This window comes from Erythrobacter sp. S249 (assembly GCF_057364975.1).
In genome coordinates, this window is sequence record NZ_CP200287.1 from 2,782,552 (window position 1) to 2,797,848 (window position 15,297).

19 protein-coding genes are annotated in these 15,297 nt (G+C 59.3%); 8 read left to right on the plus strand and 11 right to left on the minus strand.

Translation table 11 applies throughout. The features are described from left to right. Positions 1 to 3 precede the first annotated feature (3 nt). Together AC0V6V_RS13080 and AC0V6V_RS13085 are read right to left on the minus strand one after the other, a co-directional pair. Positions 4 to 891: an alpha/beta fold hydrolase gene (locus tag AC0V6V_RS13080; RefSeq protein WP_486165785.1), complete on the minus strand. Its 888-nt coding sequence runs from the start codon at positions 889 to 891 to the stop codon at positions 4 to 6. Positions 892 to 896: 5 nt separating this feature from the next. Then, on the minus strand, positions 897 to 1,709 hold the full coding sequence (locus AC0V6V_RS13085) for an SDR family NAD(P)-dependent oxidoreductase (protein ID WP_486165786.1): 813 nt from the start codon (positions 1,707 to 1,709) through the stop codon (positions 897 to 899). Positions 1,710 to 1,892: 183 nt separating this feature from the next. Between AC0V6V_RS13085 and AC0V6V_RS13090 the strand changes: the two genes are divergently transcribed. Beyond that, positions 1,893 to 2,495: a DUF6445 family protein gene (locus AC0V6V_RS13090; protein WP_486165787.1), complete on the plus strand. Its 603-nt coding sequence runs from the start codon at positions 1,893 to 1,895 to the stop codon at positions 2,493 to 2,495. 12 nt (positions 2,496 to 2,507) lie between these two features. On the opposite strand, the gene AC0V6V_RS13095 is transcribed toward AC0V6V_RS13090, so the two are convergent. From AC0V6V_RS13095 to AC0V6V_RS13105, 3 genes are all read right to left on the minus strand, one after another. Continuing rightward, positions 2,508 to 2,966 (minus strand): NUDIX hydrolase, encoded by a 459-nt coding sequence (locus AC0V6V_RS13095; protein ID WP_486165788.1) that lies wholly within the window; start codon positions 2,964 to 2,966, stop codon positions 2,508 to 2,510. Positions 2,967 to 2,970: 4 nt separating this feature from the next. Continuing rightward, positions 2,971 to 3,810 (minus strand): helix-turn-helix domain-containing protein, encoded by an 840-nt coding sequence (locus AC0V6V_RS13100; protein ID WP_486165789.1) that lies wholly within the window; start codon positions 3,808 to 3,810, stop codon positions 2,971 to 2,973. Positions 3,811 to 3,884: 74 nt separating this feature from the next. After that, positions 3,885 to 4,157 (minus strand): BolA family protein, encoded by a 273-nt coding sequence (locus AC0V6V_RS13105; protein WP_486165790.1) that lies wholly within the window; start codon positions 4,155 to 4,157, stop codon positions 3,885 to 3,887. Positions 4,158 to 4,207: 50 nt separating this feature from the next. On the opposite strand from AC0V6V_RS13105, the gene AC0V6V_RS13110 reads away from it, so the two are divergent. Beyond that, positions 4,208 to 4,813, plus strand: coding sequence for a J domain-containing protein (locus tag AC0V6V_RS13110; RefSeq protein WP_486165791.1), 606 nt, complete (start codon positions 4,208 to 4,210; stop codon positions 4,811 to 4,813). Positions 4,814 to 4,839: 26 nt separating this feature from the next. On the opposite strand, the gene AC0V6V_RS13115 is transcribed toward AC0V6V_RS13110, so the two are convergent. After that, positions 4,840 to 5,679 carry an oxygenase MpaB family protein gene (locus AC0V6V_RS13115; protein WP_486165792.1) on the minus strand — a complete coding sequence of 280 codons (840 nt, stop codon included), beginning with the start codon at positions 5,677 to 5,679 and terminating at the stop codon, positions 4,840 to 4,842. 101 nt (positions 5,680 to 5,780) lie between these two features. Here AC0V6V_RS13115 and cobS point away from each other — a divergent pair, with 101 nt between their 5' ends. The 3 genes from cobS to AC0V6V_RS13130 all read left to right on the plus strand — a co-directional run bounded on the left by cobS (position 5,781) and on the right by AC0V6V_RS13130 (position 9,652). Continuing rightward, positions 5,781 to 6,773: a cobaltochelatase subunit CobS gene (gene cobS, locus AC0V6V_RS13120; protein WP_486166366.1), complete on the plus strand. Its 993-nt coding sequence runs from the start codon at positions 5,781 to 5,783 to the stop codon at positions 6,771 to 6,773. A 75-nt stretch (positions 6,774 to 6,848) separates the two neighbouring features. Beyond that, a complete protein-coding gene (locus AC0V6V_RS13125; RefSeq protein ID WP_486165794.1) occupies positions 6,849 to 7,358 on the plus strand; it encodes a DUF3617 domain-containing protein in 510 nt (169 codons plus the stop codon). 86 nt (positions 7,359 to 7,444) lie between these two features. After that, a complete protein-coding gene (locus AC0V6V_RS13130; RefSeq protein ID WP_486165795.1) occupies positions 7,445 to 9,652 on the plus strand; it encodes a transglycosylase domain-containing protein in 2,208 nt (735 codons plus the stop codon). Here the strand turns inward: AC0V6V_RS13130 and AC0V6V_RS13135 are convergent. Then, on the minus strand, positions 9,649 to 10,071 hold the full coding sequence (locus tag AC0V6V_RS13135) for a PaaI family thioesterase (RefSeq protein WP_486165796.1): 423 nt from the start codon (positions 10,069 to 10,071) through the stop codon (positions 9,649 to 9,651). The genes AC0V6V_RS13130 and AC0V6V_RS13135 overlap by 4 nt on opposite strands. Next, the gene (locus AC0V6V_RS13140; protein WP_486165797.1) at positions 10,064 to 10,564 is read right to left on the minus strand and encodes a PaaI family thioesterase; all 501 of its coding nucleotides are present in this window, start codon (positions 10,562 to 10,564) and stop codon (positions 10,064 to 10,066) included. Before AC0V6V_RS13140 ends, AC0V6V_RS13135 begins: the two co-directional genes overlap by 8 nt. A gap of 126 nt (positions 10,565 to 10,690) precedes the next feature. Between AC0V6V_RS13140 and AC0V6V_RS13145 the strand changes: the two genes are divergently transcribed. The 3 genes from AC0V6V_RS13145 to AC0V6V_RS13155 are packed head-to-tail and all read left to right on the plus strand — an operon-like array spanning position 10,691 to position 12,745. Next, positions 10,691 to 10,849: a hypothetical protein gene (locus AC0V6V_RS13145; protein ID WP_486165798.1), complete on the plus strand. Its 159-nt coding sequence runs from the start codon at positions 10,691 to 10,693 to the stop codon at positions 10,847 to 10,849. Between the two features lie 16 nt (positions 10,850 to 10,865). Then, entirely contained in the window at positions 10,866 to 11,852 is a 987-nt protein-coding gene (locus AC0V6V_RS13150) for a hypothetical protein (RefSeq protein WP_486165799.1), read from the plus strand. Beyond that, positions 11,837 to 12,745, plus strand: a complete 909-nt coding sequence (locus tag AC0V6V_RS13155; protein ID WP_486165800.1) for a transposase — start codon at positions 11,837 to 11,839, stop codon at positions 12,743 to 12,745. Before AC0V6V_RS13150 ends, AC0V6V_RS13155 begins: the two co-directional genes overlap by 16 nt. Here the strand turns inward: AC0V6V_RS13155 and ruvX are convergent. From ruvX to lepB, 3 genes are read right to left on the minus strand one after another with little or no spacing between them, the layout of a single operon-like run. After that, on the minus strand, positions 12,742 to 13,227 hold the full coding sequence (gene ruvX / locus AC0V6V_RS13160; RefSeq protein WP_472644685.1) for a Holliday junction resolvase RuvX: 486 nt from the start codon (positions 13,225 to 13,227) through the stop codon (positions 12,742 to 12,744). The genes AC0V6V_RS13155 and ruvX overlap by 4 nt on opposite strands. Beyond that, positions 13,209 to 14,384: a DUF3089 domain-containing protein gene (locus AC0V6V_RS13165; RefSeq protein ID WP_486165801.1), complete on the minus strand. Its 1,176-nt coding sequence runs from the start codon at positions 14,382 to 14,384 to the stop codon at positions 13,209 to 13,211. Before AC0V6V_RS13165 ends, ruvX begins: the two co-directional genes overlap by 19 nt. Before the next feature lie 12 nt (positions 14,385 to 14,396). Next, on the minus strand, positions 14,397 to 15,296 hold the full coding sequence (gene lepB / locus AC0V6V_RS13170) for a signal peptidase I (RefSeq protein ID WP_486136971.1): 900 nt from the start codon (positions 15,294 to 15,296) through the stop codon (positions 14,397 to 14,399). Between the last annotated feature and the right edge of the window lies 1 nt (position 15,297).

The following is a 15,297-nucleotide window of genomic DNA, read 5'->3' on the forward strand; positions in this document are numbered from 1 at the left end:
TGTCTAACTGGCTAGGAATCTCTCCATTGCCGCGTTGACCTTCTCTGGTGCTTCCCAGGGCACAAAATGCCCGCAATCCTGGACTTGCTCGATGGTTAGGTCGTCAATGATCTCGTCCAGCCCTTCTAGGTTTTCGGCGGGCAAAGCCAAGTCGTCCATCGCCCAAATCACTAATGTCGGGATGGTCAGCTGCGGCAGATCTGGCCCAGTGTAATCCGACGGCACTTCGAATGGTTCGTCCATTGTCGGCACTGAGATCGGGCTGGCGCGGTAATAATTGATCATGCCAAAGGCGGCATCGCGGTTTTGCCAATCGCGCAGCAAGGCCTCGCGTTCTTCCGGCTCCATCGCAGCTGGGCGATCCCACTTCACCTCTTGCAGCATCAGGCCGGTTAGACCTTGATCCTTGATTAGTGCGTCATTCGCTGTGTCCTTGAACCCGCGAATATATTGGCTTGCCTCGCGCTGGCCTGCATGAGTGTAGAGCAATTTCTGGAAGATCGAGGGATGCGGGGCATTGGCGATTATCGCGCGCTCGACCCGCATATGCTGACCACCCAGCGCCACGCCCCAGGCAATCGCGCCGCCCCAATCATGGCCAACGATTGTGAATTTCCCAATGCTCAGTGCATCGGCGAGCAGGAAGATATCGCCAATCAGCTTGTCCGGGGTGTAAGCCTCAACCTCCTGCGGTTTCGACGAACCGCGATAGCCTCGCTGGTCGGGCGCGATGCAGCGGAAGCGATCCTTGAAATGCGCGATCTGGTGGCGCCATGTCCGGTGGCTTTCAGGAAAGCCGTGAAGGAAAATCAGGACCGGGGCATCGAGCGGGCCTTCATCGACCACATCCAGATAAATTCCATTGGCGAGGTGCACGCGTTTTTGTTCCATCGCGCTCAATCCTCTGCCTCCATTTTCTCCATATAGCCGCTGGCGACCATGCCAGCGATTTGGTCGAACAGAGCATCGGGCGTACGGCGCATCTCGCCCATCGCCAGCTCAGCCCCTTGCGCCACGATGATCTCGCGCTCGCCAGCGGCAATCCCGTCGAGCATTGTGTTGGCTGCATCTTTGGCAGAGATGCCATTGTCGATCACATCATCGGAGCGGCCCCGTTTTGCGCCATCAGCTGTCAGAGCGTTGCGCGCGACATTGGTGGCGACGGAGCCAGGGTAGATCATGTGCACATTGACGCCCGATTGCGACAATTCTCCGCGTAGGGCGTCGCCATAGCCAGCGAGGCCAAACTTCACCGCGCTATAGGCTGTGCGCATGGGCACACCGACTTTGCCCGCGATGGACGAGATAAAGGCGATGCCGCCAGAGCCTCGCTGGGCCATGTGTCCGATCAAGCCTTGTGAGAAGGAAATCTGAGCGGTGAGGTCGATATCGATGATATCGCGGTAGACCTGCATATCCGTGTTGAGCGCGCGGCTGCGCTGAGACACGCCCGCATTGGCGAACGCTAGGTCGACGCCGCCTTTCCAGGCGATTGCCTTGGCCGTGGCATCGGCAAGCGCAGCGTCATCGCGCACGTCAAAGGGCAGAAGCAATGTCTCGCCGCAATCCTTCGCGACCTCGGCAAGCCGCGTTTCATCGCGGCCCGACAGCACCAAATGTGCACCTCGCCGCGCCAACTCGCGCGACAGCGCCGCGCCAATTCCCGAAGATGCGCCAGTGATCCAAGCGGTTTTGCCGGTGTAATCCATTTTCTCTCCCTTGCCGAACAGATGATTGAGTATTGGTGTGCTGGCAAGCCCTCACATAGGAATACCGGGCCAATGCCGACCTGTGATCGCAAAGCGCGGAATTGAAAAAGATTTCGGAGAGCTTACAGCGAGCCGCAATCCTAAGTCATGACGGTTTGTACCGCATTTTCGGAGAGTTGCGCGATGGCTATTTCGTTTCTGGTTGTTGATGATTTCCTTGAGAATCCGGATGGTATGCGCAACCAAGCGCTCAGGCTGGAGTATCCTGAGTTGGAGGGGCAGTACGTAGGCCGCAACTCTAGAGAACGTGCGGACTTGCCCGGTCTTGATCAGTATGTGTCGCAGCTCGTCGGTGAGAGGCTTAAGCCTGTAAATCCGCCGCAATCACACGGAAAGTTTCGCGTCACTTTGGCAGAGCACGATGATGTGCCAGCCATTCACAATGATCTCTCGCAATGGTCGGGTATATTGTATCTGACCACGCCAGAGCACTGCCAAGGAGGAACTGAGTTTTTCAGGCACAAGAGAACGGGCCTTGAGAGCACGCCCTTCAATGATGCGGCGGCGCGAGCGGCAGGGTTTGCCTCTCAGACTGATGCGATAAAGCAAACGATTGATGCTGATGCTTTGAACCATGATGCTTGGGAAAAGACCATGGAAATACCCATGCGCTACAACCGGCTGTTGCTGCTGCGCCCTTGGTTGTTCCACACTTCGGGAAAAGGCTTTGGCACCTCGATCGAAAACGGGCGATTGATCTACACGATGTTTTTCACGCTTGGATGAGCTTGGGTAACGTTAGTCAGAGTTACCGAGCCCGATCTGGATTAATTCGGCAATATTTTCTGGGTAGATCGCTTCGTGCCAGCTCTCAAGTTCGTCCATGGTGAACCAGCGGTGCTGCGTCATCACTGTGCGCTCCAGCTCTGTGTGGCGCGAGGTATCGATCAGGTCGCTGTCCGCGCGTACGATGAAATAGCGCTCATCCGCCCGCACGGGTTCACCTTCGACGGTGATGAACTCTGGCTCGATCCGGGCGATTTGCGGGCCTGGATCGGCGACTATGCCGGTCTCCTCCAGCAATTCGCGCCTTGCTGCCTCTTCAAAGCTCTCGCCAGCCTCGCATTCGCCGCCAGCGGTTACCCAAAACGGCGGTCTGTCAGCGACATCGAAGCGGAACATAAGTGCGCGGTTTTCAGGGCTGAGAACAATAATCCTCGCCGCGCGCCTGATACGCTTCTTTGCCGCTTCGTGCATACGTTTAATCCTCGTTCCGGCTTTCTTCGCGCAGCTTCAGACCGGCGGTCTGCAATGGCGTGACAGCATTCTTGAATTGCCCGGGCGTCATGCGCGTGAATTTGCGAAACTCTCGGTTGAGATGCGACTGATCGAAATAGCGCATCTGCGCCAAATCCTTTTCGCTGGCATTGCCAAACCCGCGCATCGCGGCCGCCATGTCGAGGAACTTGCTGCGCCGCAAAACACCCTTCGGTGTCAGTCCAAAGGCATCCTTGCAGCGGCGCTCTAGCTGACGGATGGAAATGCCAATGTCTACAGCAGCCTGGTCAATTCTGATCGTGCTGTCTCTGCGCGCAAACACCTCAAATTTGGCAAGCTGCTTGTCGACCTGAGGGTGCCCATGTTGCTCGATCCGGCGCAGGATAACGGCCTCCATCGCCGCAACTTTCGCTTCGTCACTCCCCGCCGCACTGATGCCTTGTTGTAATTCGCGGGCCAGATCGCCCCACTCGTCCGCCAGAGGCAGCAGCCGGTCGACATATTCAGTGTGTGGCTTGGCGAATAAACCGCGCCAACCGCTGGGGCGGATGGCAAATCCTACGACGTTGAAACTGCCCTTTACGCGGACCTTAAACGGGCTTGCATTGGCTCCGAACAGCAATGTGTCGCTGGGCCGGGACCATTCGCCAGGCGCAATCTCACCGGACCAATCACCCTCAACCAGGCAGCGCACAAAGGCGGTCTCTGACAGCAGGAAATCTTTGATCACCATGGTTTCGGGCAATTGCGCCTGAAACACATAGAACCGCCTGATGTAAGGTGCGGCTTCGGGCGAGGGGTGATAGGTGCGAGACAGCAGCATCAGCCCGCCTGATCATGAGCTCGCATTGTCTCCGCTCCCCAGCTTCCCTGCACAAGTTTGGCGATTGGCTCGCTCTAACTTTCCGGCACGCTTGCCTTTATCGCAACAGCATGCACCCGTTCGCCGACAATGTCACCCAATGCAGCGATAACGGCACGCTGCCGGGCGAGGCGGTTCATTTCGGCGAATGCCGAAGCCTCGATCATGATGGTAAAGTGCGATTCGCCGCTGCCATCATCCCCGGCGTGGCCCGAATGCTGAGCGCTATCATTGATGATATCGAGCTTGCTTGGCGAAAAAGCCTCCGTCAGCAGTTGTGACATTTCTTGGGCAATTGAGCCGTTCATCGCGTTCTCTCTCTTGGATTTAGGGTTGTGAGACCCCATGCTCTATTTTTATGCGCTCTGCCAAGTTTCATGGACGTCACGAAGACGCTGCACGCGATTGCGAAGCCCCGGGCTGCGAGGAGGCTGGCGAGTTTCGCGCGCCTGGCAACCGCCCCAATGGCTTTGACGGTCCAGGGGAATGGCGCTGGATGTGTCTGGAGCACGTACGCCAGTTTAACTCGGGCTACGATTGGTTCGAAGGCATGAACGCAGAGGAAATTCTCGCCGCGCAATCGCCGGCATCTGGTTGGAAGACCGAAAGTCCGAGTTTCAAGCCAACTGCTGGCATTGATGGCATGCCGCGCTGGGCCGATTTTGATGATCCCTTGGATGCGATCTCCGCGCGAGCCGCCGGGATAAAAGGGCGCGCTAGGCGTGATGCAGAGGCTGCTCCCAATGGCTTTGGCGGGACACGTTTCTCTGCGGAAGAAATCGGCGCGCTTGAAGCAATGGGGCTGGGACAAAATACCGATCGGCCGCGCCTGCGCCAGCGATATTCGGAGCTCGTGCGGCGTTACCACCCAGACCGCAATGGCGGGGACCGCAAATACGAAGCGCGCCTCGGCAAAGTGGTGGAGGCCTATCAATTGCTACGGAAGGCGCGTGCTTTCAGCTAGGCGTTAGGGCGACCAGCTCCGCCGAGCTAGGTCTGCCGAAATGCCCAGCGCAAGGTCCGGCCCATGCCCCAAGTTGCGGCGCGCGCGGGGATGGCGCTGAGACCGGGTGCGGTGAGTCCCAGCATGCTTCTGCCCCATGGCGGCAACATCGCGACCGCATCGCCGCCCAGCATGGCTTGCACGCCGGGCGGCGCGCCCTCGGGCTTTTGGTTGAGCACTAGATTAGCGATCTCGCGAGCCTCCGGTGAAGGGCGCAGATCAACGCGCAACTCGCGGAAAATCGCATCTGCCTCTGCCCGGGTTTCCGGCACTGGGTCTGCGCCGAGGGCGCGGGCGATTACTGCAAACTGGCGGTAATACTCATCCTGCTCGCTGCGCGGCATATTCGGCCGCACATGACGCATATATCCCGCCAGGAAGCTTTGTGCCTCGGCGACATGCACCCAAGCGAGCGTACGCGGATCATTCGCGATGTAAGATGATCCATCTGGCAGAGTTCCGGTGACCTGCGCATGGATGCCATTGACCCGCTCAATCGCCGCCATTGCGTGGTCGCGGTGGCCAAAAGTGGTCACCGCGATGAACTTTGCCGTGCGGCGCAGGCGGCCATGCATGTCTTCGCGAAAGTTTGAATGGTCGAGCACGCCCTGGAGCGCATGGGGGTGGAGCATTTGCAGCAGCAGGCTGCGAATGCCGCCGGTCATCATCCCGACGAGATCAGCATGCACCATGCGGATCGGCGTATCACGCTCAAATAAGGCCTCGTCTGATGGCGGCTCCGGCTTTTGCCCGGCGCTGGCATCGTTGAAGACATCGCGGACCTGCTGAACCAGTTTCAGCCGCAGTTTTTCAATTGGGTCGGGCATCAAGCTCCAATATAGGAAAGGCACGTCATTTGAAAATGTTGGCGTATGATTTTGACGGGATGCTTGCAGGTGCGCGTTCCTCGCGATAGGCGGTGTCCACGATGAATTCTCCTGCAGACAACAGCTTCGACGGCGCCGGCAGCGCGCTTCCCCCTAAGCCCGACACAACGGTCGATGTGCGCGACACATTCGGCATTGATGTCGATTGGCAAGTGCCCGCATTCAGCGTGGCAGAGGCGCATGTGCCAGAGATCGACGACAGCTACGTCTTCGATCCTGACACGACGCTCGCGATTCTGGCCGGGTTTGAGCACAACCGCCGCGTGATGGTTCAAGGCTATCACGGCACGGGTAAGTCCACGCATATCGAGCAAGTCGCCGCGCGGCTTAATTGGCCCAGTGTCCGCGTGAACCTGGACGCGCATATCAGCCGGATCGATTTGATCGGGCGCGACGCGATCGTGCTGAAAGACGGCCTGCAAGTCACCGAGTTTAAAGAAGGCATCCTTCCGTGGGCGCTGCAGCACCCGGTCGCGCTGACCTTTGACGAATATGATGCGGGTCGCCCGGATGTGATGTTCGTTATCCAGCGCATTCTGGAATTTGATGGCCGCCTCACGCTGCTTGATCAAAACCGTGTGATCACGCCGAACCCCTATTTCCGTCTGTTCGCAACGACCAATACCGTTGGCCTTGGCGACACCAGCGGTCTGTACCACGGGACGCAGGCGATCAACCAAGCGCAGATGGACCGTTGGAACATCGTGGTCGCGCTCAACTATCTGCCTGCGGAAACCGAGCAGAAGATCGTTAAGTCGAAAACACCAGAAACTGATGACGCAGTGATCGCGGATATGGTCAAGGTTGCGGACCTGACGCGCCAAGGCTTTATGAACGGCGATATTTCGACCGTGATGAGCCCGCGCACAGTCATCACTTGGGCGCAGAATGCCGCGATCTTCAAAAACCTCGGCTTTGCCTTCCGCCTCTCGTTCCTCAACAAATGTGACGAGGCAGAGCGGGTTTTGGTGAGTGAATATTACCAACGGGTCTTCAACGAAGATTTGCCAGAGGGCATCGCGAAGACCGGTTAATTTGGTTCTCTAGACACCTGCAGAGTGCGGTCGAAAACACTCTGATCTATCCTTATAGTCGCAAAGGAAATTACTATGAATAAGCCTATCCTCGCCGGAATGACGTTCGCATCCGCCCTCGCTTTGTCCGCATGCGGCGGCGAAGCGGCCCCGGATGGCCAGCCGGATGCCGGCATGTACTCTCAGGAAATTCAGGTTACTGAGCTGTCCTTTCCCGGCATGGACGAGGCCCAGCAAGAGCAGGTCCGCAATCAGATGGAACAGGCCTCTGGCAATGGCCAAAGCTATTGCATGAGCGCACAAGAAGATGCGCCTGATTGGAAAGACGTCGTCGAAGAAATGAACGAGGGGATGGGCGGCAATTGCACCGAAGTCTCTCGCGAAGATTCGGACACTTCGATCGATCTTGAGATGGAATGCAAGGGCGCACCGCAAGGGGACATCAAGACCAAATTTGTTGCCTCTGCGACCGACAATAGCTTCACTGCTGACATCAAATTCGACATCGATAACAAGCAGTTTGACCAGCAAGCCAGCGTGGCGATGACGATGACTGCAACGCGCACCGGCGACTGCGACGCCTGATTTTGGGCCGGGCCCGAGAGCTTCGGGCCCGCCTCCTCCGCAAAAAATGCTCGCAAGCGCTGTGTTAATTGTATAACACAGCGGATATGTTTCGGCGGCAACGACCAGACGATGACGAAGGCATAAGCCCCAGGCCGGGTGACCGGCGAGAGGCGGGCTATTATTCGCTGCAAGACCCCTATGGCAGCGCGCTCGATGAATTCGACAACAAATTCGATTGGGGGCAGCACGGCCAAAAGCCCAAACGCAGCTGGTTGAAATGGCCCAGCCTGCCGAGCTGGGGCCGCCGGTCAAAGCGCGATGGCGGCGATGATCTCGGGGTAGAGTTTGAACCTGGCCATTATCCGGCACCTGCAATCCCAGCGACCAAGTGGCAGAAACGCCGCAAATGGTTTGTGCGAGGGATTGCGTTGTGCCTGCTGGGCTTCATCCTGATTGTCGGCTGGCTGGCGTTTACCGCGCCGCTCTCAAAATCGCTTGAACCGATTGCGCCGCCTCAAATCACTTTGCTTGCCAGCGATGGGACCCCGATTGCCCGCAGCGGCGCCGTGGTCGATGAACCGGTTGAGGTTGAGGAACTGCCCGAACATGTGGTCGGCGCGTTCCTGTCGATTGAGGATCGCCGTTTTTACTCGCATTGGGGCATCGATCCGCGCGGCATAGCGCGGGCGGCTTGGTCAAACCTGTCTGGCGGACCGCGCCAAGGCGGCAGCACCATCACTCAGCAGCTGGCGAAGTTCACCTTCCTCACGCCTGAGCAGAGCATGACGCGTAAGGCCCGCGAGGCGCTGATCGCGCTTTGGCTGGAGACTTGGCTGACTAAGGATGAAATCCTCGAGCGTTATCTCTCCAACGCCTATTTTGGCGACAATCAATATGGCCTGCGCGCGGCCAGCCTGCATTACTTCTATCGCCACCCAGAGAACCTCAAGCCTGAGCAGGCGGCCATGCTTGCAGGTTTGCTGAAGGCGCCGAGCAGGCTCGCGCCGACAAAGAACTATGACCTTGCGAAAGAGCGCATGGGGCTGGTGATCTCTTCAATGGTGGAAGAGGGCTATTTGACGGCGGAGGATGCCGCGAGCCTGCCTTCGCCAAAGCTTGATGTGCGGGCGCGCAATACCCTGCCGACAGGTACGTATTTTGCGGATTGGGCGCTGCCGATTGCGCGCAAAGATGCGGAGGCGAGCTATGCCAAGCAGGCGCTAACGACGACCTTGGATGCGCGCCTTCAAGCGCTCGCGAGCCGGGTGGTTGGCCGCGCGAATCTGGGCGAAGCGCAGGTCGCCTTGGTCGCAATGCGCCCATCGGGTGAGGTTGTTGCAATGGTTGGCGGCAAGGATTACGCGAAATCTCCTTTCAACCGAGCGACGCAGGCCCGCAGGCAACCAGGTTCCACCTTCAAGCTTTTCGTCTACCTCGCTGCGCTGGAGGCCGGGTGGCAGCCGGATGATACCATTCCGAACACGGCCATTGAGCAGGGCAGCTACCGACCGAAAAACTCTGGGGAGAATTATTCCGACGAATTGACCCTTGAGCAGGCGTTTGCGAGCTCCAGCAATGTGGCGACGGTTCGTCTGTTCCAGGAGATTGGCAGCGAGCAAGTGATCGCAACCGCGCGTGCGCTGGGCGTTAAGTCCAGCCTGCCTGTGGGAGATCCCAGCCTTGCGCTCGGGACCTCAACCATGACCTTGCTTGAGCTCACCTCAGCCTATGCGGGTCTGGCGGGCAACACCTTCCCGATTGAGCCCCATGCGTTTGAGGAGGAAGAGGAGGGTTGGCTCGACTGGCTGACATCAGGCGAGGATAGCCTGTCGGCGCGAACGCATGAGAACATCGAGCAGATGCTGCGCGCGGCGATCAACAACGGGACAGGACGGGCCGCCACTTTGCCGATTGCGAACTACGGCAAGACGGGCACGACCCAGAATTACCGCGACGCGCTATTTGTCGGCTACGCGGGCGATCTGGTGGTTGGCGTGTGGGTCGGCAATGATGACAATTCCTCGCTGGGCGGCGTCACAGGCGGGGGAACACCGGCCCGCATCTGGCGCGATTTCATGCGCGGCGCCTTGTCGCTCGCTCCGGCGAAACCAACGAGCGCGCCTGATCCAGAAGGTCCCGTGCAGCCGCTCGATGTCGGCGAGGGCGAGACAATCGTGATCGACGAAAACGGCTCAGAGATCAGCTTTAATGAAGAAGGGATCACCTTCTCAACCGAAGTCGAGGGCGTGCCTTTGGAGCTGAGGATTGATGAAGACGGGCTCAATCTGGAGCCTGCGCCGCCCAATCGCTAGTCACGCTCTGCCATCAAGATATTGAGGATGGCGGTGGCGATTGGCCGATCGCGATCATCCTGCCACGCCTCAACCGCGATATTGGCATTGCGCCGTCCAAGCCGGGTGATCCGGCCCATTGCGTAGGTCTGTTTTTGCTTGCCTGCGGCGAGAAATTGCACAGTGATATTGACTGGCTTCAGCTGAGGACTACGGCCTTCGCGCACCAACACTGTTCGCAAAGCGGCATAGCCAGCGTTTTCGAGCAGACCGGCAGTTGCACCGCCATGAAAAGCGCCCGGTCTGCCCTCAATCACGGAACTGAAGCCGACCGTTAGAACCGGCAATTCGCCTTCTAGCCCATGCAATGAAATGCCCAGAGCGCGGGCATAGGGAGGGAGCACCAGCGCGGTTGCTGGATCGTCTTGCGTATCACTCATCGCCCGTCCCCGCAGAGCTGGCGGCGTCTTTGCTGATGGGCACCTTGCCTTGGCGCGGATCGCGGCCAATGGTCATGAATACGCCCGCGACATGCGCGACCGGATCATCCGGGTCGCCGTCATGGGCAATCCCCCGCACAAATGCCGCCGATTTGGTGGTGCGATAGCATTCAACCCGGCCGATCACAGCGGCGCGTTCTTTCGCTGGCCGCTGGTAATCGACCCTCAGGTCGAGCGTCGCGATGGGGGTGAAATCGCCCTTCGTCGTCCAGATGCTCATCCCGCTCGCCATGTCCATCAGGCTGACGATTGGGCCAGAGGCCAGGACGGCGCGATCTTCCTCGCCCAGCAAGTCCTCTCGCCAAGGCAATTCCAGCTCCACCCAGTTCTCACCATGGTCGCGGTAACGCATCCCCAACCAGCCGGAATGGCCATGCTTGGTGAAGAATTTGGACGCCTCTGCGGGGTCAAATCGGGCTTTAGGCGAGCTCATAAACAGACCTCTGTCCCGAGCGTTCCAACATTACAATCTTTTAATTTCAGCGAATTTGCCGGCCCGGTCATTCTTGGTCTCGCACCGCGGCAATCACGTTTCGGTGCGACCTTGGAGGGTAACAAAATGAACCTAGCTAAAATTGATCTCGCTTCGCTGCCTGGACTGGAAACCGCGAGCGGCCTGTTTGGTTCCGCGATGCAATCTGGGGCCACATATGACGACCGGATCGTGGTCATCATGGTTTATCTCTACGACACCATTCCAACCGCTGCTGTCGTTTAAGCAGGTAGTGCAAGCGATGCGGATTCATCCTGATATCGCGGCGCTGCGGAGTGATCCCACTCTGCAGCGCCATGCGCAAATGCCGATGACGCGCGCGGTTGCCGACTGGCAGTCGAGGAGCGACGTCATCGCTCTCAAAGAAGAGCTGGAGGCCTATGATGCGGGGAGGCCGCTGGGCATGTGCGAAACCTTGTCTGGCGTGCTCAGCAATTATGAGACCGCTTCGCGCTTTATTGGCGATTGGTGCAATGGGTTGCTGGCGCCACTAATGGAACAGCCGCTGGGCCAAGTTCCACTCCGCCATAATGTCGCACCGGGATTGGCGACGCTGCAACTGATGAATAGCGGCAGCACGACGCTTTCGCTGTTCGTCTACAGCGAGCTGAGCTCCGCCGCCGAGCCGCAAAGCGCGGTCTTCGCCGACCGTGAGGTTTGCGAGATTGTTTTGGCAGGGAATGCGCACGGGGTGCAGCATCAGCTGACCGGGATCCATTCAGGCCGGGCGCGCATCAATTCCTGCCCTACCACTTACGAAGCGGGCAGCTGCGTCACGCAGCCGTCGGGTGTCCAAACCCGAGAATTTCTGAAGGTTGAGGGCTCAATGCTGTTGCTGCAGCTGACCCGCATCCCAGCAAAGCCGAAGCCGTCGCGCGAATACCTGCTGTCCGACGGCACGCTGATCCATCAAGTCAGCGCTAACAAACGTTCCAGCCAGCACTTTATGGCGGTGGATGTGCTGGGCGCTATGGAGCGCCATGACGCCGTTCCCGTGATGCAAGAACTGGCTCTATCTATGGTTGATGATGCTGACCTGCGCTGGGAGGCTGTTCGCCAGACCTTGGCGCTGGATGCAGCCGAGGGAATGGCCTTGCTCGGTAGATTGTCCGGGCGGCAGCATGATCCGATTGCTCAGCCTGCTGCGTCGCTCGAGCAAACCCTGATCGCTGCCAATGCGCGGCTTGCCGATCTGGCGAAGGAGGCCGAACCTTGCCCCGTATCATAGAAGCGCCGACCGACAGCACGGCTAGCCTAGAGGAGACCATCGAAGCGCTCGCCGGAATTGACTTTGATCCGGCCTGCGAGGAGCGAACAGAGCAGGCCGCGACTTACCTGCGCGGGCTGACCAATAACCGCACTTTTCTCGGCGATATGCTGCTTGATCAGATCAAACATCGCCACCGCGAAGTCGGCCAGGAAAGCGGCTACGGGCCGCAGTCCATCGTGCTTAGCCCGCTGGCCGGCAATGTCTTCCTGCGTGCGAATATCTGGCCGGCGGAGGATGATCTGTGTTTCAAGGCGAGCGGGGCCAAAAGTTTCGTCTATGGCGTTCCGCACGATCACAATTTCTCGTTTTTCACCAGCGGCTATTTGGGGCCGGGCTATCGCAGCGATTACTACGAATATGATTATGCGGATCACGCGGGCTATCCCGGCGAGGATGCGAAGCTGACCTTTGTGGAGCGCACCGCTTTGTCTGAAAATAAGCTGATGCTGTACCGCGCGCACCGCGACATCCACAGCCAGTTGCCTCCAGAAAGCCTCTCGGTCTCTATTAATGTGATGCATGTCGACCCGGCGCAGCATTGGTACGATCAATATGGCTTTGATCTGGAGGAAGAGCGGATTGAGCGCGTGCTGAGCCCCAATTCGACCGAGGCTTTCCTGCGGATCGCGGTGGCCACTGGCAGCGACGAAGCGCAGGATTACGCCGAATGGGTTGGGCGCCATCACCCAAGCGAACGCCTGCGCCAGGCCAGTTTTGAAGCGCGCAGCGTGCAGCTGGCCGAGAGGCAAGATCGAGATGCTTTGTGGCAAGAGGCGGAAGGGGCGGGTGGCCGGATGCTGGCGGAAATCGCGCGCGGCAAGCGGGCGGAACTGGCTGCGGGCGTGCCCTAGAGCACTCCGCCTGCCAGCCGGTCTATTGCGCCTTGCAAGATCACGGCGGCCGCGTGGCTATCAATCGCTTCGGCGCGTTTCGCGCGGCTCATATCCTGACCGATCATTGCCGCCTCGGCGCTTTGCGTGGACCAGCGCTCGTCCCACAGCAGTATTGGCAGATCGAAGCTCTCGGCAAGATTGCGAGCATAGGCGCGGCTGCTTTGCGCACGCGGCCCCTCGCTGCCGTCCATATTGCGCGGCAGACCAATGACAATCCCGGCGCTGCTGCGGTCCTTTATCACCTTGCGCAGTTCTTCACGGTCGCGGCCAAATTTGCCGCGCGGCAAGGTTGTGTGATTGGTCGCAAATCGCCATCCGCCGTCGCAGGTTGCGGTGCCGATGGTTTTGGTGCCAAGGTCGAGGCCGAGGAGCGCCCCGCCATCAGGCAGAGCGCTGCGAAACTCGCCCGCATCCTCCGTGATCAGCGCGCTGCTTGCCATGCGAGAGCTCGGCGCGCGATGTCCGCCTGTGTGTTGGCCCAGAATAGTGGGATGTCATAAACGTGGTAATTGTTGCCCGGCAGCACGTAGGGGCCCATCTCAGGAGGGTCGCCAATCAGCAGCAGGCCGCGCTCATCACAGCGAGCAGGGACCGCGCCGGGCACCAGTTCGCCGTCGCTGATATCAGTGTTGGGTACTAGAGTCCCGAGGTTCGCTTCCATCGCTGCCTCGGCCCCAATCGTCCCGGTCAGCGGGTTGGTGCACAGGATCTTGCTGTCCCCGCGCAGCGTCCCGTCAAAGCCGGTCGATTTGGCGTAGGTTTCCATCACGTCCGACGGATCGGCAGGCTCCGCAAAGCTTGACCATGACAGCACGCAGCCCGCCTGATTGGCGGTCGCGCACGCTGGCATGCCAAGGGCGAGCAAATCATGCTTGATCGAGATTGGCCAGCCGACTGCGTATGCGGCGATGACGCGCGGCGCGATCTCTGTTCCGCTCACTTCCTCGCGCAGCAGGCGCAGCATATGCAGCGAGCCTTGGCTATGTCCGACAAGCGCGATCGGCGTGTCTTCGTCGAGCGAGCTCAAGAAGTAGCGATAGGCCTCCAGCACATCGGCATAAGCGGCATCGATGGCTTGCTGTCCCTCCGGTGCGTCGGTCAGGAATGCGCCCATAGTCGCCTGGCGATAGCGCGGCGCCCAAATCTCTGACGCTGCGTTAAATGGACTGGCCATGCCGCGCACATAAAGTCTCGCGACGCGCTCGGCCTCTTCCGATCCAATCGGCGCATTCCAATTGGCGCGCTCAAGATAGCTGGTCGGGTGGATGAAGAAGACTGCGAAATCGGGCAGATCTGACGCCGTGACGTCACTTGGGCGCTGCGCAGGCGCAGGTCTTGCGGTGGTTTCACCCTCATTTGATGTTGGCGCATATGCGGGTTGCCAGCGGGCGGGATCGGTCACGCCGATACCCGGGCGCGAATACCACAGCGCGGGGTCTTCATAGGCGTTGTCAGCCAAGGCCTCTTGTTCGACAAATTCCGTGTCAGGCACCAAAGCAAAGGCGGCCAGATCGCCTTTGAACATCTCCCAGCCGATGCGGCCGACCAGAGCGGCGACGATGCAGAACGCGATGAAATAGAGGAATTTCTTGGCCATATGCTGGCTCGCTTACTCGCTGTCTGCTGCGCTGCGCTCGGCAATAGCGGGGCGCAGCGTGGTCCAAGCGCGGTCACCGCGCAAGCTGCTCCACCAGCTGCCTGGGTTCCAAGTGGTTGAGCCGTCGAGCGAGAAGGTGATGAATTCTGCGCGCCCGCCAATGTTCTCCAGCGGGATCGCGCCGCCAAGGCCGCGCTGCGGGATTGTGGCGCGGCTGTCTGCGGAATGATCGCGGTTATCGCCCATCACGAACACAGCGCCCTCTGGGATCATCAGCGGCCCGAAATTGTCGTGCGGCTGGCCCTCGATGTGGTCGATCGTCAGATAGGTCGCGCCATTGGGCAGCGTCTCACGGTAGGTCGGCGGTTCGTAGAATTGAGCGCCGCTGGCTTCGCGGGCCCGGTATGGTTCGAACGCGGTTAGGCAAGGGCGATCATCGCAGGTTAGCTCTTCTTCGAACGGGATGCGCACCGCTGGCACAACCTCACGCTTGATCGCTTCGCCATTGAGAATGATTTGCCCCTCGCGCACTTCGATTGTGTCACCGGGCAGAGCGACCACGCGCTTGATATAGTCCTCGTCGCGAACGGGATGTACGGGGATGACGATATCGCCATATTCAGGCGTGCTGCCAAACGCCCGCCATTCACCGCGCGGCAGCAGGTGAAAACTCGCCGATGCCCAAGACCAGCCATAGGGATATTTGCTCACCACCAATCGGTCGCCAACGTGCAGGGTCGGCATCATCGAAGTGGACGGAATGTAAAACGGCTTTGCCACCAGGCTGTGAAACGCGAGCACCGCGAGCAGCATCAGCAGAAGTCCGCGAAGCTCCGCGAACCAATTGACCTTTTCTTCGGCCGTTTCGTCGGTTTTGATGCTGGTGTCTGTCACTGTCGTGGCTTCGGTCATA